This window comes from Allobosea sp. 05T433, assembly GCF_056396065.1.
In genome coordinates this window covers 39,957-58,339 of record NZ_JBFTKS010000032.1, presented here as the reverse complement: position 1 = coordinate 58,339, position 18,383 = coordinate 39,957, and the positions used below count along the sequence as shown (strand labels likewise).

The window sequence follows — 18,383 nt, the reverse complement described above, 5'->3', positions numbered from 1 at the left end:
TCCCGCGCGCAAGCCCACAATCCAGGCCGCGCGGCGAAATCCCCATAGCACAGCCCCGGGCCGCGGCTTCCTCCCCTGGAGGCTTTCGAACGCCGGCCCTCAGCCCGGACCAAGCCCGCCGCCTGGGCCGGCATCCGAAACCCTTCACAGAAGCGGAAGCTGGGCTTTCGCCGAGAAGCGGACATTCAACCTGCATGCGATTACCGCGCGACTTAAAGCCTAAGGGTATCCTTGAACTGCGTCCGGTCTTACCTCGGCGCAGCAGGCACCAGAAGTGAGCTGCAATGCTGAGGCCTTTTATTGAATGGCGATAGCATCGCGAGCCTACCAGCCACACCGACCCACAAGCCATCTCTCTTAGGTTGGCGCTCTAATTCTACTTTACGGTGGGAAACCATTGCCGATTGCGGAGCAAAATTTGCCGCCGCCAAGGATGTTTGAAGACTGCGCCCTTGCCCTATGTGATAGGAAATGCTCGCTTTTTTCGAGCTTGCCCGGAGACTGCTGACGGCACGGCGATTGCTGATCCACGCCAAAGAGAGTTGCATGGGGTTGGAAATGAACGTTACCGGGTTCGGCTCACCTTACCTTCCCAATAGGCCCGCCTATGACCTCGGCTCAGCGCAAGGTAATGGAGCGAAGGCTCCATCGAGCCCGTCGGCGCAACCGCTGCCCAACCAAGCGCAAAAATCGCCGTCGGATGCGGAGCTCAAGGAGTTCAAGGACGACTTGCTCGCTTATCAAGCCCAGCAGGAAGCTTCGGGCGATTACCCTGCAATCCAAATGTTAATCCCAGCGAACGAGCGCGGCTACGTCGCAATCCCCTCGGCCGACCAGCAGAAGCTTATCAACGCGATCATCGCCCGCCATCAGGGCGATGCCGAGTTGCAGAACCCAACTGTTGCCCTGAACAAGACGGCCCTGTGGAAGGAACTCACGAAGGAGGGCGTCAACTCCGACCAGATAGCGAGCGGCGCCAAGTTCTTCTATTCGCCCGACGGCACAATCGTAGACCGCAGGACGGCCACCACGGGCGTCGACAGAATGGCCTAAGCTGGTTTCAATAGGCTGCGCTCGGGTTCGACGTCGAAACTGCGCGCCGATGTGCCGTAGGCCACGGCGAGGAGCCACTGGTTTCGGGCCCCGACAAGCTGGTCTTGTTCGGTGGCGTCTTGCAACCGACTGTGTGACGGGCAAGGGCCGGACATGGTCGACTGTCCAACAGCGTTTTGGCGAGCCATCGAGTAAGCACACGCAGGCCATTCTCCTGACGCCATTATCGCACGCCGGGCATGGATTAATGCTCGCGCTATAAGAATTACACCCACATATCCAAAGGTATATATCTGACTCATCAGAGTGAGAGGATAATGCGCATCTATATAACATGATTCCTGTCTTAACATTGAAGTTATTTCTCAAATAAGCTAGCGTGATTTGGCGCCGGAAATCATCAGACTTTGCGTATTGGGCACCTAATTGTTTTCTTGGTTCCCAAAATTCGCAAAGAGGATACTGAAATGAAGAACGAAGTGCCGAGCAAGGGTCTTGAGTGGACCAACTTGATCCTCGGAGTCAGCTTGGCTTGCGCTTCTATGGCGTTCGCCGGGTCGCCGCTGGCAGCATGGAACGCGGGCATCACCGGGGGATTGATCGCGTGCCTTTCCGCGATCGCACTATACCGAAATGAGAATGGCGCCGCTCGGTACAATCTCATCCTGGGCTCCTGGGCGGTGATTGCTCCTTTCGTGTTGGGCTTTGGAGCCGTTGCCGCTCCGATGTGGACACATGTGGTGATGGGGCTCTGCATCGCGGCAATCGCGGCGACCCAGATCCTCGCGAAACGCAGTGCTCGCCCCGCTCCGCTCAAGTAGCCCTGGCCGCTATGCGCGACGATTATTCGAGGCGGCTTTGATCGGCCGCCTCGGAGTTCCCCTCAAAATCACGATCGGGGTGAACATGTGCGAGATTTCCGAGCCGACGCTTGAAGAACTTCTGGCTGACACGCTGATCCAAATGGTGATGAAGCGGGATGCTCAGACCGTGCACGACATACGCGAGGCGTTTCGTACCAGCGAAATGCATGCCGAACAGCGTGCGCTCGGTGGACCGGATAGCGTTGCCAAGGTCGGAACGCGCATTCACTGGGGCGGACAGCTACGTAGAGTTTCGCGAGACCGCGCCGTTCAGGAAGACCTCGACGGCCGAGACCACGGCTTCCCGAGCCTCAGCAACCGATGGCGGGGCGCGCAGGCCGAGGATGACTTGCAGATGCAGATTGTCGCGGATCATACCGACAAAATGGCCTGCCAGCCGGAGGGTGTCGTCAGACTTGATCTCGCCGCGTTCTTTGGCCGTTTCGAGCACGACTGCCAGCCGCAATGTCGTGCGCCCCGGGCCGCGCTCGTAGAAGGACTTGGCGAGGTCGGGGAAGCGGGTCGCCTCGGTAACGATGGTACGGTAGATGCCGATCAGCGTTGGCGACATGTAGACGGCGAGAAGATGCAGGCCGAATTTGGTCAGCGTTTCACGCAGGTCGCGGCTATCGATTTCGTCCAGCTCCAAGGAGGCGAGAGCCGCGTCAGCGTTCGCCTCCACAAGGGCGAGAAAGAGGCCCTCCTTGTTGCCGAACTCATTGTAGATGTTGCGTTTTGATCCGCCGGCGCGCTGGATGATCGCGTCGATGCTCGTCGCGACATAGCCGCGCTCGAAGAACTCCTCGGCCGCCGCTCTGAGCAGCGCCTCACGTCGCATGCTCGATTGCTCTTCTTTCGATCCATTCACGGGACTTCACGGTCCTTCCCAAAAAACACGTCATTGACCGGTAATTCCTATTACCATAAAGGTCAATGGTAACGATCATTACCGGAGATTGCGCCGTGACGCTGTCCAGGAAGAAAAAAATCGCCGGATTGTCACTATGCCTCGTTGCCGTGGCAGCAGCCGCCGGCGGCTGGGTGCGAACCAGCTCAAGCGACGAGGCCTTTACGGATAACGCCTATGTCAGGGGAGACGTGACATCGCTTGCGCCGAAGGTCGCTGGCTATGTCACTGTCGTCGAGGCGGGAGACAATCAGGCCGTGCGCGCGGGCGACGTGTTGTTCCGTATCGACGACCGAGACTATCGCGCCCGGTTGGCACAAGCGGTCGCCAATTTCGAGGCAGCCCAAGCGCGTGTCACGAATGTCGATGCTGAGACCCGACTCCAACAGGCCTTCATCAGGCAAGCTGTGGCGCAGAACCGATCGGCCGAGGCGGAGCTGAGCCTGGCAAGGCGGGCTTGGGATCGCCGTAGCGAACTCATCCATCGTGGTGCGGTCAGCCAAGCGCAACTCGACGAAGCGGAGGCCGCGCGATCGCGGACCGAGGCAGGCGTGTCGGCGGCGGCGGCAACGGAGGAAGCGCAGCGACAGCGTCTCGTTGTTCTGGCCGCCCAGCGCGAGGCCGCGGTAGCCGCTGTCGCGCAGGCGCAGGCAACACAGGAACTGGCGCAGATCGATCTGGATAACACCGTCGTCCGTGCACCGATCGATGGCGTGATCGGCAATCGGCAGGTCCGTGTCGGAAGGCTCGTCGCGCCCGGTGTCGCGCTCCTAGACTTGGTGCCCATCGCCGATCTGTGGGTGGTGGCAAATTTCAAGGAGACCCAGATCGCGCGCATTCAGCCCGGGCAGCGGCTGCGTATCACGATCGACGGCTATCCTGACGAGGCCTTCCACGGTGTCGTGGACAGCTTCGCCCCAGGCAGCGGCTCAGCATTCAGCCTGCTGCCCGCGGACAATGCGACCGGGAATTTCGTTCGCGTCGTGCAGCGCGTCCCGGTCAAGATCCGTTTTCTCGACCATCCGCCGCCCGGCCGCCTCGTACCGGGCCTCTCGGCGCGCGTTGCGATCGACCTGTCGAGCCCGTCGTGACCGAGCCCGCTCCCCTGTCGCAGGCTCGAATTGTGTCCACTCGCAACCGCGCCGTATCCGACGCGCTTCTGGTCGTGGGCATCGTTCTGACGACGCTGACGGAAGCGATCACCGGCACCGTCCTGTCGCTGGGGCGAAGTGACATCATCGGAGATGTTCACGCCACGCCCGACGAGTTCGCGTGGCTCGACGTTGCCTACACGACATCTAAGCTGATCGCCTTCATGACCGCCCATGCGCTTTCAAGTCGCGTTGAGCCACATCGCCTGGTGATAGGATCGACTCTCCTGATGGGATTGGCCTGCGCCATGGCCGCTGTCACCACTCGGCTGGACCTGCTGGTGGCGCTGCGGGCCGCTCAGGGCTTCTCCGGAGGCACTCTGTTGGTTGCGGGGCAGATGCTGCTGTTCATCACCTATCCGCGCCGACACCAGCCTGTCCTTCAAGCCTTGTTTGCCATTGGGGCAGTCGTTGCGCCCGCTACTGTAGCGCCCGCTCTCCAAGGCTGGCTGCTCGACGATCAGTCTTGGAACTGGATCTTCTTCAGCGCCGTTCCGATCGCCTTGGCGGGAGCCGGCATCCTCCTGCTCCCGGAACACCGGCAGAGCGCCAGCATCGCCAAACGCCCTTTCGACTGGCTTGGCGTCGCTCTCATTTCGATCACCATGTTCTGCTTCGCCTATGTTCTCAGCCAAGGCAGCCGCTGGGACTGGTTTGAAGAGCCACGGATAAGATGGCTGAGCGGGCTCGGCGCGGCCTCCCTTGTCGGCTTTATCGGGCAGCAGGCGGCGGTGAAGCGTCGAGGTCTGCTCGATATTAGCTGCTTTCGATCTCAGGATTTCCTCTTCGCCTTCATGGTCAGCTTTGTAGCTGGCGCTGCGCTTTTCGGAAGTGCCTATCTCATTCCCGCCTTCGCGGTGTCCGTCCTGGCGTTCACGCCGACAGATGCCGGACAACTCCTGCTCCCGAGCGGCGCGCTTTTCATCGCCGCACTACTCGTGGCAGCCGTGCTCATGCAGTTTCGTCGCCTTCCGCCGATCGCCACGGTGCCCTTCGGCATCCTCATGGTGATGACGGCGATGTGGATGCTGTCCGGATCGACCAGCGAGAGCGGCACCGCCGATATGATGCCGGCGGTTCTGCTGCGCGGATTCGGTCTCGGGTTCCTGTTCCTGTCTATCACGCTGATCGCTTTCGGCGATCTCCGCCGTCACAATCTTGCGTCTGGCATCGGCATCTTCAATACCGGGCGACAGCTCGGCGGCCTTATCGGGGTCGCCGCCCTCCAGACGCTGATTGACCGGAACGTCGCCGCCAATACCACCGTATTCGCTCTGCACATCAGTTCGGGCATCCCGACCGTGAACGAGCGCCTTACGGCGGTGGCCGCCATTCTCGCAGGAAAGGGTCTCGACCCAGTGGCGGCCGCCCAAGGAGCCAGGAGCATGCTGGGAAAGTCCGTTACCGTGCAATCAACCGTGATCGCATTCGACTCAGCGTTCATTGCCGTCGCGATGCTGTTTGTGGTCGCGGCTCCGGTGCTCGTCGCGGTCAAGATCGGGCTCGTCCGCCGCTCCAAGCGACAACCATCTCGGCCGGAAAAAACAGAACAATTGTCGGTCCGACTGGCGGATCGATAAAGGCCGCGAAGCGAGCGGCGAACGGCCGAAACCGCTCGACCATGCAGCCCTGCGCACGACCTTGGTCCGTCATCCCTATGCAGATGTACAGGTCGGACCGACTTTTATCGAGAGCAGGCTGCTGTCAGGGCAATAGCGGCTCAAGCTTCCGATGTGAAGAATTCCGGTCCTGTCTTCGCGCCGCCGGCCCTCTCGGACTCATTTCGATTGCATGGCGTGGCGCACATTCGGGAGGAGCTACCTATGAAAGAAGTCTTCGCAGGTAAGGCCGTCCTGCCTCAAAACCGCGCTGTTGCAGCGGCCGTCGTGACGATGGTCGCCTTCAACGGGATATTTCTGTCCCTGAACGGCGCCTTCATGCTCGTTGCTCCGCTGGCCTGGTACGAACTGGTGCCGGGCGTGACCGACACGGGCTTCTTCAACCAGCACTTCATCCGCGACATCGGGATGATTCAGCTCTTCCTGGGCGTGTCGTTTGGTTTGGGTCTGCTCCTGCCGGAGCGCCGCGTCGGATACTGGGCGGCCGCGACGGCATGGCTCTGCTCTCACGCGCTGTTTCACTTTTGGGAGGTTGCCGTCGGTATCTGTTCTCCGTCGGTCATTCCAAGAGACTTTCCAGCGGTGACGCTTCCGGCGCTCCTTGGACTGGTACTGACCTTCTGGGCAGTGCGCAACGCGCCACAGGCTGTGCTGCAAACGTCAGAGATGCGGCCCGTGCCGGCAGGACGCTTTTGCCCTTCGCCTTGCCCACGCGGCAATCCATCCCGGAAGTAAGAACCCGTCTTGCCCGGGGAATTCCCAGAACTGGCGGCGGTCCTCTCGCGCTAAGCGCACCCTCGCCATGCCGCCCTCCGAGAACACAGGAGAACGCAGATGAGACCGAGCGCATTCACATTCGCAGTGGCAGCCGCACTGGCCGGCGCGCCAAGTCAGCCATTGTATGCAGCGCCGCATGCCAGACCGACCATCATCCTCGTCCACGGCGCCTTTGCTGAATCCGCAAGCTGGAATGCCGTGGTCTCGCGGTTGAACAAGAGCGGATACCGGGCAATCGCCGCCGCCAATCCCTTGCGGAGCCTAAAGGCCGATGCAGCGGAAGTCGGAGCGCTCATCCGATCGATCGCCGGCCCCGTTGTGCTGGTCGGCCATTCCTATGGTGGCCCGGTGATCACGGAGGCTGCGAATGGGCAACCGAACGTGAAGGCGCTGGTCTACGTCGCCGCATTCGCGCCGGATACAGGAGAATCCAGCCTGTCGCTCACCGGCAGATTTCCCGGAAGCACTCTCAGTAGCGCGATCCACCCGGTCGAACTGGTGAGTGGAGGACGCGATCTCTACATCAAGCCGGACAGGTTCCCGAGCCAGTTCGCTGCCGATGTTCCGAGGCGCCAGGCAGCCGCGATGGCGGTTACGCAGCGTCCCGTCGCCGAAGCCGCACTGGCGGAACCCTCCGGCACACCTTCGTGGAAGACGCTGCCGTCCTACTCGATCTACGGGACGGGCGATCTGAACATCCCGCCGGCGGCAATGGCGTTCATGGCGCAGCGTGCGCAGGCGGTGAAGACGGTCAGGGTCAAGGGAGCTTCGCACGTCGTGATGATTTCTCATCCCGCGCGGGTCGCCTCGCTGATCGAGCTGGCCGCGTCGCGCTAGGCGGCGGCAGCGGGGAGCCAAATCCGCACGCCATCTCGGTCTGGGCGAGAACCCTTGGCCATGCCTGCCCCCGCGAAAAGTTGGCCTTCCTGGGCTCTGCCCTTAATAGTTTTAGTAGCGCTCATATTGCGTAATATCAGCACATAGCAAGTCGTTATATTTCCAATGATCTATCTATCATATAGTATAGAATCTTCTAACACTAAGATCAATCGATATTCAATTCGTTCTAATACATCGTAATCAAGCCGTGATTAGAGCGGTAATCAGCAGGAGATAATCATGAGCCTAGACATCGCCTTGCGTCCCGGGAAGCCGGGTCCAGAAGAGCTAGTTCCGTCACGTTATGCCGTGCGGGTCGGCGAGATCGACGTGCTGGTGATCAGCGACGGAGTTCTGCCGCTTCCCACCAAGATGCTGGGACACAACGCCGACGCCACCGAACGGGCGGCTTGGCTGAACGACATGTTCCTGCCGCCGGATGCGTTCGATTGGTCGCTGAACGTGGTCGTTGTCCGGAGCGGCAGCCAGACCATCCTCGTCGATGCCGGGCTCGGGTTGGACCCGAATTTGAACCTGCCGCGCGCCGGACAACTCGTGAAGCGGCTGGAGGCGGCAGGGATCGATCTCGGGTCCGTAACCGATGTTGTCTTGACACACATGCACATGGATCACATCGGCGGGCTTCTCGTCGACGGGGTCAAGGAGCGGATGCGTCCGGACCTTCGGATCCACGTTGCGGCCGCCGAGGTCGAGTTCTGGGAGGCGCCCGACTTCACCCACGCCGTCATGCCGCAGGGCTTCCCGGACGCGCTCCGGGCAACAGCCAAGCGGTTCGCGAAGGAGTACCGCAGCCAGCTTCGGTTGTTCAAGGATGAGCATGAGGTCGCCCCCGGCGTCGTCGCCCGTCGAACTGGAGGCCATACCCCCGGCCACAGTGTGGTTCGCATGGCCTCGGGCGGCGACCGGCTGACATTCGCTGGTGACGCCGTGTTCGCGGTCGGCTTCGAGCATCCCGACTGGCACAACGGCTTCGAGCACGACCCTGAGGAGGCGGCCCGCGTGCGCATCCGTCTCCTGACGGAACTGGCGGAAACCGGCGAACAGTTGGTGGCCACTCACCTGCCATTCCCGTCCGTCGGACGTGTGGCCGCGGATGGCGACACTTTCCGCTGGGTGCCCGTTTTCTGGGACTACTGAACGCTTCCTGTTCGCGGCCGGACCGGGCCACCCACCACAAACGACGCTCCCGGTTCGGCCGACAAGCCCGGCCTCGACGAGGTCGGTTCCCCTCAATGCCTATCGATTGGCACGTCGCATGAGCGGCTGCGAACGGAGAGATCACATGAAGATCGTCATCATCGGTGGAACTGGCCTGATCGGTTCCAAGACTGCGGAGCGCCTGCGCAAGCACGGACACGAAGTCGTCGCCGCGGCGCCCAACACCGGCGTGAATACGATCACCGGGGAAGGCCTGGAGAAGGCGCTTGAGAACGCCTCAGTGGTCGTCGACCTCGCGAACTCTCCCTCCTTCGAGGACAAGGCGGTGCTCGAGTTCTTCCAGGTTTCTGGCCGAAACCTGACGAAGGCGGAGGAAGAGGCCGGTGTGAAACACCATGTGGCGCTCTCCATCGTCGGCACCGATCGGCTGCCGGACAGCGGCTATCTCCGGGCTAAGGTGGCGCAGGAGAAAATCGTCCGGGAATCCGGAGTCCCCTATACAATCCTTCGCTCCACTCAGTTCATGGAATTCCTCGGCGGCATCGCGCAGGCAGGCACTGCCGGCGACACGACCCGGCTGTCGACAGGCAATCTCCAGCCGATCGCCTCCGACGATGTCGCGGACTTCGTTGCGGAAGCGGCCCTGGCGGCGCCGACCAATGGAATCATCGAGATCGCCGGGCCGGAGCGTGCGCGCCTCTGCGATTTCGTCGAGCGCTACCTCAAGGCGATTGGCGATACTCGCAAGGTCATTGCTGACCCCGAGGCCCACTACTTCGGTACTCGGCTCGACGCGGGTTCGCTGGTCTCCGACAACAATCCGCGCATGGGGCGGATCGACTTCGACCGCTGGTTCGCGACGGCACCTCGAAAGTAGCCACAAGCTCACGGGCCGCCCAATGGGCGGCCCGATCAGTTCGACGCTCTGACTTCCACGGGTTCGGCAGATTTCGGTGAGGGCCTCATGTTCGGCGATGACCATTTCCTGCCGATCGTACTCCTCAATGTTCTCGGAGCTGCCGGTGTCGTCGTGTGGCACCTTCAAGGCAGCAACCGACCGACAGCACGCCTGATCGTTCAGATCCTGTTTTTCTTCTGTATGAGCCTGGTGCTCTACGTTGGAGACATTGCTCCGGCTCAGCCCGAAAGCATCTACACACAGGGCTTCACCGCGCTGCTTTCGAAATCGGCCATGATCCTCTGGTGGACTCATCTCGCGTGGACGACCATCGGCTTCATCCACATCTATGTCAGTCTCAATCGCAAGCCGCGTGAGGCGCATCTGATTATGGATATGGCGGTTGCCGTCATCTATCTCGGCGTGGCGTTGTCGGTCATGGGCTTCGTCTTCGGCATGCCGATCGCCACCCTGGTGACAACCTCGGGTGTCGTAGCGGTCATCCTGGGTCTGGCGTTGCAGAATACGCTGGGCGACGTTTTCTCAGGCATCGCTCTGACGCTGGGCAGGGCCTATGCGATCGGTGACTGGATCCAGTTGAGCGACGGCACGGCGGGACGGGTCACGGAATCGAACTGGCGTTCCACGAACCTCTTGACTGCGGTGAACAATATCGTCGTGCTGCCGAACAGCCAGCTCGCAAGGCAGAGCCTGACAAGCCTGAGCCGACCCGACGAAACCCATCAGATCACGTTGGGCGTGCGCTTCGCCGCCGGACAGAGGCCGAGCTTTGTCGAGGAGGCCATGCGGACCGTGCTCGAGAGCAGTATCCGGATCGTCGCAGATCCGCCGCCGACCGTCGTTCTGAGAGCCATCGACGCGGTGGCAATCGAAGTGGAATTGCAATTCCGGGTCGCGAGCGTTGCCATGGGGATATCAGCCAAGAACGAGATCATCGACCTGATTCATGGCCGATGCGAGACCAGCGGACTTTCGCTGGCGCCGCCCGCCTGAGCCTTCTTTCCCATCGCTCACGAAACTCCACGCAGATCATGGATTTCCATAAGTGCGCTGGAGGCTTCGCACAGCTAGCGTGCCGAATGACCTGTGGCTCCGTGCTGGGTGCGAGTTCGGCCTACGTCCTCTGGCCGCGCGAACATGCCGACGGAGCGGCTCAATGTTTTCGACGAGGACGGTCGAATGGCGACGGCACGACTGGATCATCGAGTAGCGATCGCGATCATGGCATCCGTAGTCGGGATCGCCGTCGCTTGGCTCACGGGTGCGATGTACGGGTATATTGCCCCGCTCGCGGCGCTATCCACCTATGTGAAACTCAGATCGTCCCTGCACATCGCATTGGCGCTGGCGGTTCTCATTCTCCTCCTGGTGGTCACTGTTTTTCTCCATGGGACGCCTTTGCCAGAATCGTTGCCGACCTGGTTGCCGCTGGCGGCAATCGCGGTTTCCGTCTGCGCGGTTACGGTGAGTTCCTGTGCGCAAGGCGCGTCGGCCCATCTGCGAGATAATCCAGCACGGGATGATGCCGAAGTACTGCATGGCAATGGCGAGGCTGCCATCCAGCGCGCGCCCCGGTTCGAGGCCGTTCACCCGGACGACCGCACTGGCGTCGCGCACGCCATGGCGCGGGCGCTCTGGACGGGTGTGCCCCAGGTTCTTCAGCATCGTCAGCTCGAACCTGATGGCTCGCATCGCTGGGTACGATCGCGTTGGGAGCCTGCCACTAAGCCGGGTGTCTCTGTGCCGGAACTGGACCCGCATGAGGCAGTCGTGGAGCGCGGCCCATCTCGTGACGACGCCGGCGATGTCATCGCCAAGGCGCGAACGATCGAAGATCTCTTTGGTAATGGCTGGGCGCTGGACCGGGACGGACGCTGGATTTACCTGCCGGCTTTCGCTCAAGCCACTCTGGGTTTGACGCCTGAAGACCTGAACCGCTCATGCGATGAGGGCGATATCGCCTGGGGGCAGATCGTCCATCCAGAAGACCATGATGAACTAGCCCGACAATGGCGTCACTGCCTCCGGACGGGCGAGCCCCTCAACGCGGAGTTTCGTATCCGTCGTAAGACTGGCATTTTTGCTTGGGGTCGCAGCTCTGCGCGCGCCGTGCGTGACAGCTCCGGCGCCGTCGTCGGCTGGTTCGGTACTTCGATCGACATCGACGTCTACAAGCGAACCGAAGCAGGCCTCCGGGAAAGGGAGCGTCTTCTCGAGCAACTTATCGAGACTGTCCCAGCCTCCATCTGGAGCGCGACGGACAAGGGATGGCCTGTGTACGTCAACAAACATCTCACCGAGGTGACGGGCGCGACGCTGGACACGATTACGGCGCCCGACGGTTCGATGTCGTTGAACGTCATGATTCATGCCGATGATCGCGAGGCTGCAATCAAAGCTTACATGGAGTCGATCGCGACGGGTAAGCCTTACAGGATTAAATATCGCCAGCTTCGGGCGGATGGTTCCTATCGCTGGACCGAGACCCGCGCGGATCCGCTGCGCGACGAGACCGGCGCTATTCTCCGTTGGTACGGCGTTAGCGTCGACATTCATGATCTTGTGAGTACGCAGGCCGAATTGCGTCACCGCGAACGCGAGTTGATGCAGTTGGTCGATCTGGTGCCGAGCTTTCTCTGGCAACTGAAACCGGACGGCGAGCCAAGCTTCTTCAACAAGCGCCTCATCGACTTTTTCGGACTGAATGACGCCGCGTCCGAGCAGATTGCGCCGGACCGGTTGGCAGGAATCTTGCGGACGTCCGTTCACCCTGAGGATGCAGCGGGATTGCAGCAGACACTCAGCCATTCTCTGGCCACCGGCGAGCGCTTCTCGATGCGATATCGCCTGCGTCGTGCCGATGGCGTCTATCGCTGGATGGAGGGGCGCGCCGAACCATTTCGGGATGTCACAGGCCGCATTCTCCAATGGTACGGACTGTCCCATGACATCGATGATCAGCTCCGGACCGAGGAGGCGCTGCGCGAACGGGAGCGCTTCCTCTGGCAGTTGGTCGAAACCTTGCCGGCTATGATCGATTGCGCAAAGCCCAATGGCGAGCCGGTCTATCGCAGTCGCCAGCTCCGTGAATTCCTCGGTTACGAGCTCGAGGAGCTGGATGGCGAGAATCAATCGCGGTTGCTCGCCACCCTCGATGCCGGAGTCCATCCCGACGATGTCGAGGGGGTTAAGACCCAATATGCCCACAGCCTCTGCACGGGCGAGCCCTATGCAAGGAGGCACCGGCTACGCCGGTTTGACGGTGAGTATCGCTGGGTCGAGACCCGAGCCGCGCCGATGCGCCGCGCTGACGGCGCAATTGTGCAATGGAACGTGATCTGCCTCGATATCGACGGCGAGATCCGCGCACATGAGGAGCTACGCCTGTCACAGGAAAGGCTGGCGCGGGCGAGCCAGGCCGCGAGCCTCGCGGAGCTGTCCGCGTCGATCGCCCATGAGGTCAATCAGCCGCTCGCGGCGGTCGTCGCCAATTCGCACGCATGCCAGCGTTGGCTGGCGGCCGATCAGCCCAACATCGAGCGTGCTCAAAAGACGGTCGAGCGCATCCTTCGCGATGCCAACGGGGCAGCGGCCGTGGTGGTGCGAATCCGGGCCCTGTTCAAGCAATCAGTGGAAAAGCGGACGACGATGCCGTTCGGGACTGTGGTCGCCGAAACGCAACATTTCGTGGCTGAAGAAGCCGCGCGCCGTCGTGTCCGGATGGATGTCGAGATCGACGGGGATATTCCGCTGGTCGCCCTCGACAGGGTTCAGATCCAGCAGGTGCTCATCAACCTGATGCGCAACGGCATGGACGCGATGGATGCCGTTGCCACCGCCAAGGTCCTCAGCCTGCGTGTCTTCCATAACGGCGACGTCATCCAGACGGAGATCGGCGACCTAGGCCAGGGCATCACGATGCAGGACAGCATGTTTGAGCCCTTCTTCACGACCAAGCCCGATGGGATGGGCATGGGGCTGGCGATTGCGCGAACCATCATCGAATCCCACGGCGGACGGCTCTGGGCCGAGAATAATCCGATTGTTGGAGCGACGTTCATCTTCACGCTGCCGGTTGAAACGAAGGCGGATCATGACCGCTGACGACACCATCGTTTTCATCGTCGACGACGACGCGGCTCTACGAGAGGCGCTCGTCGAGCTGCTGGCCGCCAACGGCGTCGACGCGATTTCGTTCGATTCCGCTGGTGACTACATCCAGTCGGAAAAGCCCGACCTCCCGGCCTGTCTGATCCTCGACGTCGAGCTTCCTGATATCAATGGGCTCGAATTGCAGCGCCAGATCGCGCAGGCCGAACATCCCCCGATCGTATTCATCACCGGGCATGGCGACATCCCCTCCTCGGTGCGCGCGATCAAACACGGCGCCGTCGATTTCCTGACCAAGCCTTTCAGCGATGTCGCTCTCCTGTCGGCTATCCGTGCAGCGATCGAACAGGACCGGGAAGTGAGGGTTAAGCGCGCCGAGCTCTCCTTGCTTATGCAGCGCTACCACGAGCTCTCGCCACGGGAGCGGGACGTTCTCCCGCTGGTAGTCAGCGGACTCCTCAACAAGCAGGCCGCCGCCGAACTCGGCATCAGCGAGGTTACCCTCCAGATCCACAGACGAAACGTGATGCAGAAGATGGCGGCATCATCACTAGCCGATCTCGTGCGGATCGCGGAACGGCTGGCGATCCCGATACGACACTCACGTCGGTTGGGAGGAGCCTGAGCGTGGGCAGGAGCGCATATGTTGTGGCGGTGGTCGATGACGATCCCCGGCTTCTCGAGTCTCTGGAGGACCTGCTCGAGTCCGCCGGCTACGCCGTTCGAGGCTTTTCATCGGCCGCATCGCTGATCAGGCACGGCTTCTCCGACCTCGACCTGCTGATCACCGATGTGGGTATGCCCGGGGTGGACGGGTTTGAGCTCCGGGACCGGGCGATGAGCGAACGCTCGGACCTTCCCGTCTTCCTGATCACAGGGCGACACGAAATAGCCGAGCAAATCCGAGCTCGCGAGGTGGAGAGCTTCTTCTGCAAGCCGTTCGACGGCCGCGTACTATTGGCTGCGATCGGGAAGGCCTTAGGCACTCTGGACGGGGAAACTGAACATGATGCTTGACCGATCGAACGCGCATAGCCACGTGCCAAACGCCTCGCGGCAAAGCGCTGGCGACATCCAGCCACTCGTCATCGTCGTCGATGACGACGCCTCGCTTCGCGAGGCTCTTTGCGAACTGCTCGCATCGGCAGGGTTTCGAGCGACCGCTTTCCCTTCGACACAAGCCCTGCTGGAAACAAATGCGCTGGAGAACCCGGGCTGTCTGGTCGTCGACATCAGGATGCCCGGAGCGAGCGGCCTCGATCTCCAGCATCTCTTGGCGGGAAGAGGCATCGCCAAGCCGATGATCTTCCTGACCGGGCACGGCGACATCCCGATGACGGTCCAGGCGATGAAGGCCGGGGCCATAGACTTCCTAACCAAGCCCGTGCGCGACCAGACATTACTCGATGCCGTCAACGCCGCCATCGCGATCGACCGGGATCGGCGAGCGGAGGCCGCGCGCGTACAGTTCTATGTCGAGCGGCTGGCGACGCTGACACCGCGAGAACGCGAAATAATGCAAGAGGTCGCCCGTGGCCGACTTAACAAGCAGATCGCCTTCGATCTCGGCATCAGCGAAGTCACGGTGAAGCTGCACCGGGGCAACCTGATGCGAAAGATGGAAGCTGCGTCGATCGGCGAACTCATCCGCGCCTGGGAAGCGTTGCCTGCACGCCTCCGGCAAGACGAAGCACCCCGGCTCAGGTGATGATCTATGCCGGTGCACCGTGACATGCACGCAGCCGGCGCCACCGGTCGTTCGGCGGCGCCGGCGCTCGCCTCAGGTCAGGGTCATGCCACCATCCACCGCCAGATTGACTCCGGTGATGAACCCGCTCGCCTCGCCGCAGAGAAACAGAGCAGCCTCGGCGAGTTCATCTGCGGTCCCCATCCGACCAAAGGGGATGATGCCCGCTGCCTGCTCCTCAACGTCACGTTGCGCCTCAGGTGGGACGCCGAGCTTGCCGATAATCGGCGTCGCGGTGGGGCCGGGACTCAGAACATTGACCCGGATTCGCCGCTGCTTCAGCTCCAGCGACCAGCTTCGCGCGAAGGCTTCTATCGCAGCCTTGCTTCCGGCATAGACGGCATGTCCGCCGAGGACCTTATGGGTCGCGATCGAACTCGTCAGCAGGATGGCGCCTCCATCGCGCATGACCGGGACGATCGCCTTCACCCCAAAGAACGTGCCACGCGCATTCGTATCGAACTGGGCGTCATAGTCATCGGGCGAGACGGCGGCTCCGGGCTGGATCCGGATGCCGCCCGCATTGGCCATGTAGATATCGACGGCCTCGAACCGCTCCCGGACGAAGGTAGCGACGCGATCGTGTGTCTCGAGTGCTGCGACGTCACCTGCAATCCCGATAGCCTGTTCGCCAAGGGCCTCGGCAGCTTCTGCGACGGCATCGGGGCGTCGGCCGACGATTACGACCCGCGCTCCCTCGGCGACGAAACGGCGTGCGGTGGCGAAGCCGATGCCACTGTTGCCTCCCGTGATGACGGCAACCTTGTTCGACAGTGCTTTCATGAAAACCTCCGTTGGATGGTCCATGAGGTGCTCACCGCCACCAGTGATCGCCAGCACTCCAAGCGGCCTTTCACTTGTTCCAACCCGTCAACATGAACGGCCTGAGCAACTTCGTGACGGTCGTCGAAGCTGGATCCTTCACCGCCGGCGCGCGCGTGCTAGGCACCACGGTCTCTGCCGTGTCGAAGAGCATGGCCAGGCTGGAGCACAGGCTCGAAGCCCGGCTATTCACAAGATCGACCCGCGCCTTCTCCCTGACACCTGAGGGTGAGGCGTATTACGAGCGTGTCGCACCGCTGGTCCGTGCCATAGATGAGGCCGCTACGGTGCTCACGCCGAGCGCCGTCGCCGCCGGTCGATTGCGTATCAGCATGCCTGCCGATTTCGGGCGCGTTTTGATGGAGGCGCTGACGACGCGCTTTAGCCATAGCTATCCGCAGCTAAGGCTCGACGTCGGGCTCAGCGACCAGCCCGTCGAACTGATCCGGGAGGGCTTCGATGCGGCCATCAGGGTGGGGCATGTTGACGACACCAATCTGATTGCAAAGCCGTTGGGGATGCTTCCAATGGCTCTCGTCGCATCGCCTGCCTATCTCGCTAGCCGGGGCGCGCCGGACACAATCGCTTCGCTCTCGAGGCACGATCACATCCGCTATCTGCTGCGGGGGCGCCCCTTTCCGATTAGCTTCGCGAACGGAGAGCGGCTCGTTCCGCAGGGTGTATTCGACACGGACAGCGGCGAGGCCATGCGGATCGCTGCCCGCAACGGCCTCGGCATCGCGCAGCTCCTGCGAGCGTCGGTGATGGAAGATCTAGCGGCGGGACAACTGGTGTCCGTTCTCGAAAAACACCCGCTGCCGCCGGTACCCGTCCAAGTTCTGCATGGCTTTGCCCGAGCGGTGCCCGGCCGCGTCTCGGCGCTGTTTCGGTTCCTCGACGCCGAGATGCCGCGCTGGCGCTGACCGGCCCGTCGTCCGCTGAAGATACCGCGTCCAGGCGAGCCCGAAGCGGTACAGCGGGCGACTAGTCCGATATGCGGCGAACGATACACCTGGAGACACGAAGCACTATTCGGCCGGATAGGGCGAAGATGCTCGCGTTTGATTGTTCCCGCCGGCCGAGGTCGCGACAATCGTGACACTGAGAGCGCCGGCCGCTGTGACAGCGGTGGAGGGCTCCAGGGGCGATAGGGCGGACGGGAACAGGTCCGGCTTGAAAGCCGAGCGAAACGATCTCGAAGGCGCTGATCCACGGCGTCGCTTCTCTGGTCTGAACCCACTCTCACAGCGCGGGAGATCCGATGCCACACGACCACTGGCTCAACGAAACCTATGTCGACCGACGTCTCATCCTGTCCACGGCAGCAAGCATGGCGGCGGCTACGCTGGTCAGTGCCACGCCGGCCTGGTCGGGCCCGACTTCAACCACCTCCTCGAACAGAAGCAGGAATAAGCTCATGAACTACGTGACCACCAAGGACGGCGTCGAGATTTTCTACAAGGACTGGGGTCCGAAATCGGCCCAACCGCTGGTCTTTCACCATGGTTGGCCGTTGAGCTCCGACGACTGGGACACCCAGATGCTCTTCTTCGTTGCGCAAGGCTTCCGGGTCGTCGCCCACGACCGGCGCGGGCATGGCCGTTCGAGCCAGGTGAGCGAGGGCCACGACATGGACCACTACGCGGCCGACGCCGCGGCAGTTGTTGAACATCTCGACCTGCGCAACGCCGTCCACATCGGCCACTCCACCGGCGGTGGTGAGGCGGCACGCTATGTCGCACGTCATGGCAAGAGCCGAACCGGGAAACTTGTTCTGATCGGTGCGGTGCCCCCGATCATGGTCAAGACGGATCGCAATCCCGGTGGTCTGCCGATCGACGTCTTTGACGGGCTTCGCAAGAGTCTGGCTGCCAATCGCAGCAAGTTCTATACCGATCTCGCGGCCGGACCATTCTATGGGTTTAATCGGCCCGGTGTCGAGACGGATCCCAGCATCGTTCAGAACTGGTGGCGCCAGGGAATGATGGGCGCAGCCAAGGCCCATTACGAAGGCATCAAGGCTTTCTCCGAAACCGATTTCACCGAGGACCTCAAGGTCATCGCGGTGCCGACGCTCGTGATGCATGGCGACGATGACCAGATCGTCCCGATCGGCGACAGCGCTCCTCTCTCGGCCAAGCTGCTGAAAAGGGCGACCCTCAACATCTACAACAAGTTGCCCCACGGCATGGCCACTACGCACGCAGATGTCATCAACAAGGACATCCTCGCTTTCGTCCGAAGCTGATTTTCCGGGACGAGGCGGTGATCGAAACTGCCTCGTTCTTTTCCTTGGCCAACAGCCAAGCGCCAAGGGGCCATTCGCGCCGGCCCGGAGGGGCTCTCCGTCGGCCACA

General features: G+C 61.8%; 18 protein-coding genes. 15 read left to right on the top strand and 3 right to left on the bottom strand.

All coding sequences use genetic code 11. The annotated features are described in order from the left end of the window. Window positions 1-471 precede the first annotated feature (471 nt). Both AC1DGP_RS29990 and AC1DGP_RS29985 read left to right on the top strand, forming a co-directional pair. Complete coding sequence (locus tag AC1DGP_RS29990) at window positions 472-1,053, top strand: hypothetical protein (protein ID WP_061971255.1); 582 nt, start codon at window positions 472-474, stop codon at window positions 1,051-1,053. Window positions 1,054-1,520: 467 nt separating this feature from the next. Beyond that, window positions 1,521-1,874, top strand: a complete 354-nt coding sequence (locus tag AC1DGP_RS29985) for an SPW repeat protein (RefSeq protein WP_061971257.1) — start codon at window positions 1,521-1,523, stop codon at window positions 1,872-1,874. A gap of 22 nt (window positions 1,875-1,896) precedes the next feature. Here AC1DGP_RS29985 and AC1DGP_RS29980 read toward each other — a convergent pair whose 3' ends face one another. Both AC1DGP_RS29980 and AC1DGP_RS29975 read right to left on the bottom strand, forming a co-directional pair. Continuing rightward, window positions 1,897-2,145 carry a hypothetical protein gene (locus tag AC1DGP_RS29980; protein ID WP_061971258.1) on the bottom strand — a complete coding sequence of 83 codons (249 nt, stop codon included), beginning with the start codon at window positions 2,143-2,145 and terminating at the stop codon, window positions 1,897-1,899. A 12-nt stretch (window positions 2,146-2,157) separates the two neighbouring features. Continuing rightward, window positions 2,158-2,754 (bottom strand): TetR/AcrR family transcriptional regulator, encoded by a 597-nt coding sequence (locus AC1DGP_RS29975; RefSeq protein ID WP_476832899.1) that lies wholly within the window; start codon window positions 2,752-2,754, stop codon window positions 2,158-2,160. 95 nt (window positions 2,755-2,849) lie between these two features. Between AC1DGP_RS29975 and AC1DGP_RS29970 the strand changes: the two genes are divergently transcribed. The 11 genes from AC1DGP_RS29970 to AC1DGP_RS29920 all read left to right on the top strand — a co-directional run bounded on the left by AC1DGP_RS29970 (window position 2,850) and on the right by AC1DGP_RS29920 (window position 15,165). Next, window positions 2,850-3,914 carry an HlyD family secretion protein gene (locus tag AC1DGP_RS29970; RefSeq protein WP_061971262.1) on the top strand — a complete coding sequence of 355 codons (1,065 nt, stop codon included), beginning with the start codon at window positions 2,850-2,852 and terminating at the stop codon, window positions 3,912-3,914. After that, entirely contained in the window at window positions 3,911-5,554 is a 1,644-nt protein-coding gene (locus AC1DGP_RS29965) for a DHA2 family efflux MFS transporter permease subunit (RefSeq protein WP_244493000.1), read from the top strand. The genes AC1DGP_RS29970 and AC1DGP_RS29965 overlap by 4 nt, the downstream gene beginning before the upstream one ends. Before the next feature lie 243 nt (window positions 5,555-5,797). After that, window positions 5,798-6,328: a hypothetical protein gene (locus tag AC1DGP_RS29960; RefSeq protein WP_476832898.1), complete on the top strand. Its 531-nt coding sequence runs from the start codon at window positions 5,798-5,800 to the stop codon at window positions 6,326-6,328. Window positions 6,329-6,427: 99 nt separating this feature from the next. Continuing rightward, complete coding sequence (locus AC1DGP_RS29955) at window positions 6,428-7,207, top strand: alpha/beta fold hydrolase (RefSeq protein ID WP_061971264.1); 780 nt, start codon at window positions 6,428-6,430, stop codon at window positions 7,205-7,207. 282 nt (window positions 7,208-7,489) lie between these two features. Continuing rightward, the gene (locus AC1DGP_RS29950) at window positions 7,490-8,407 is read left to right on the top strand and encodes an MBL fold metallo-hydrolase (protein ID WP_061971266.1); all 918 of its coding nucleotides are present in this window, start codon (window positions 7,490-7,492) and stop codon (window positions 8,405-8,407) included. A gap of 145 nt (window positions 8,408-8,552) precedes the next feature. After that, window positions 8,553-9,305 (top strand): SDR family oxidoreductase, encoded by a 753-nt coding sequence (locus AC1DGP_RS29945; RefSeq protein ID WP_476832897.1) that lies wholly within the window; start codon window positions 8,553-8,555, stop codon window positions 9,303-9,305. A gap of 87 nt (window positions 9,306-9,392) precedes the next feature. Beyond that, entirely contained in the window at window positions 9,393-10,340 is a 948-nt protein-coding gene (locus tag AC1DGP_RS29940) for a mechanosensitive ion channel family protein (protein WP_476832896.1), read from the top strand. Window positions 10,341-10,526: 186 nt separating this feature from the next. Further along, a complete protein-coding gene (locus AC1DGP_RS29935; RefSeq protein ID WP_476832895.1) occupies window positions 10,527-13,451 on the top strand; it encodes a PAS domain-containing protein in 2,925 nt (974 codons plus the stop codon). Further along, complete coding sequence (locus tag AC1DGP_RS29930; RefSeq protein ID WP_476796533.1) at window positions 13,441-14,082, top strand: response regulator transcription factor; 642 nt, start codon at window positions 13,441-13,443, stop codon at window positions 14,080-14,082. The genes AC1DGP_RS29935 and AC1DGP_RS29930 overlap by 11 nt, the downstream gene beginning before the upstream one ends. Before the next feature lie 2 nt (window positions 14,083-14,084). Then, on the top strand, window positions 14,085-14,474 hold the full coding sequence (locus AC1DGP_RS29925; protein ID WP_476832894.1) for a response regulator: 390 nt from the start codon (window positions 14,085-14,087) through the stop codon (window positions 14,472-14,474). Beyond that, window positions 14,464-15,165: a response regulator transcription factor gene (locus AC1DGP_RS29920; RefSeq protein WP_061971278.1), complete on the top strand. Its 702-nt coding sequence runs from the start codon at window positions 14,464-14,466 to the stop codon at window positions 15,163-15,165. The genes AC1DGP_RS29925 and AC1DGP_RS29920 overlap by 11 nt, the downstream gene beginning before the upstream one ends. A gap of 72 nt (window positions 15,166-15,237) precedes the next feature. Here AC1DGP_RS29920 and AC1DGP_RS29915 read toward each other — a convergent pair whose 3' ends face one another. Beyond that, window positions 15,238-15,987, bottom strand: coding sequence for an SDR family NAD(P)-dependent oxidoreductase (locus AC1DGP_RS29915; RefSeq protein WP_476832893.1), 750 nt, complete (start codon window positions 15,985-15,987; stop codon window positions 15,238-15,240). A gap of 74 nt (window positions 15,988-16,061) precedes the next feature. Here AC1DGP_RS29915 and AC1DGP_RS29910 point away from each other — a divergent pair, with 74 nt between their 5' ends. Both AC1DGP_RS29910 and AC1DGP_RS29905 read left to right on the top strand, forming a co-directional pair. Beyond that, window positions 16,062-16,949 (top strand): LysR family transcriptional regulator, encoded by an 888-nt coding sequence (locus AC1DGP_RS29910; protein WP_476796532.1) that lies wholly within the window; start codon window positions 16,062-16,064, stop codon window positions 16,947-16,949. A 494-nt stretch (window positions 16,950-17,443) separates the two neighbouring features. Further along, complete coding sequence (locus AC1DGP_RS29905) at window positions 17,444-18,274, top strand: alpha/beta fold hydrolase (protein WP_476796544.1); 831 nt, start codon at window positions 17,444-17,446, stop codon at window positions 18,272-18,274. Window positions 18,275-18,383 lie beyond the last annotated feature (109 nt).

Bases quoted from the DNA above. Each gene is read 5' to 3' on its own strand.
- AC1DGP_RS29990 (WP_061971255.1), top strand. From the start codon at position 472: ATGCTCGCTTTTTTCGAGCTTGCCCGGAGACTGCTGACGGCACGGCGA.
- AC1DGP_RS29985 (WP_061971257.1), top strand. From the start codon at position 1,521: ATGAAGAACGAAGTGCCGAGCAAGGGTCTTGAGTGGACCAACTTGATC.
- AC1DGP_RS29975 (WP_476832899.1), bottom strand. From the start codon at position 2,754: ATGCGACGTGAGGCGCTGCTCAGAGCGGCGGCCGAGGAGTTCTTCGAG.
- AC1DGP_RS29970 (WP_061971262.1), top strand. From the start codon at position 2,850: ATGGTAACGATCATTACCGGAGATTGCGCCGTGACGCTGTCCAGGAAG.
- AC1DGP_RS29960 (WP_476832898.1), top strand. From the start codon at position 5,798: ATGAAAGAAGTCTTCGCAGGTAAGGCCGTCCTGCCTCAAAACCGCGCT.
- AC1DGP_RS29955 (WP_061971264.1), top strand. From the start codon at position 6,428: ATGAGACCGAGCGCATTCACATTCGCAGTGGCAGCCGCACTGGCCGGC.
- AC1DGP_RS29950 (WP_061971266.1), top strand. From the start codon at position 7,490: ATGAGCCTAGACATCGCCTTGCGTCCCGGGAAGCCGGGTCCAGAAGAG.
- AC1DGP_RS29945 (WP_476832897.1), top strand. From the start codon at position 8,553: ATGAAGATCGTCATCATCGGTGGAACTGGCCTGATCGGTTCCAAGACT.
- AC1DGP_RS29940 (WP_476832896.1), top strand. From the start codon at position 9,393: ATGTTCGGCGATGACCATTTCCTGCCGATCGTACTCCTCAATGTTCTC.
- AC1DGP_RS29935 (WP_476832895.1), top strand. From the start codon at position 10,527: ATGGCGACGGCACGACTGGATCATCGAGTAGCGATCGCGATCATGGCA.
- AC1DGP_RS29930 (WP_476796533.1), top strand. From the start codon at position 13,441: ATGACCGCTGACGACACCATCGTTTTCATCGTCGACGACGACGCGGCT.
- AC1DGP_RS29920 (WP_061971278.1), top strand. From the start codon at position 14,464: ATGATGCTTGACCGATCGAACGCGCATAGCCACGTGCCAAACGCCTCG.
- AC1DGP_RS29915 (WP_476832893.1), bottom strand. From the start codon at position 15,987: ATGAAAGCACTGTCGAACAAGGTTGCCGTCATCACGGGAGGCAACAGT.
- AC1DGP_RS29905 (WP_476796544.1), top strand. From the start codon at position 17,444: ATGAACTACGTGACCACCAAGGACGGCGTCGAGATTTTCTACAAGGAC.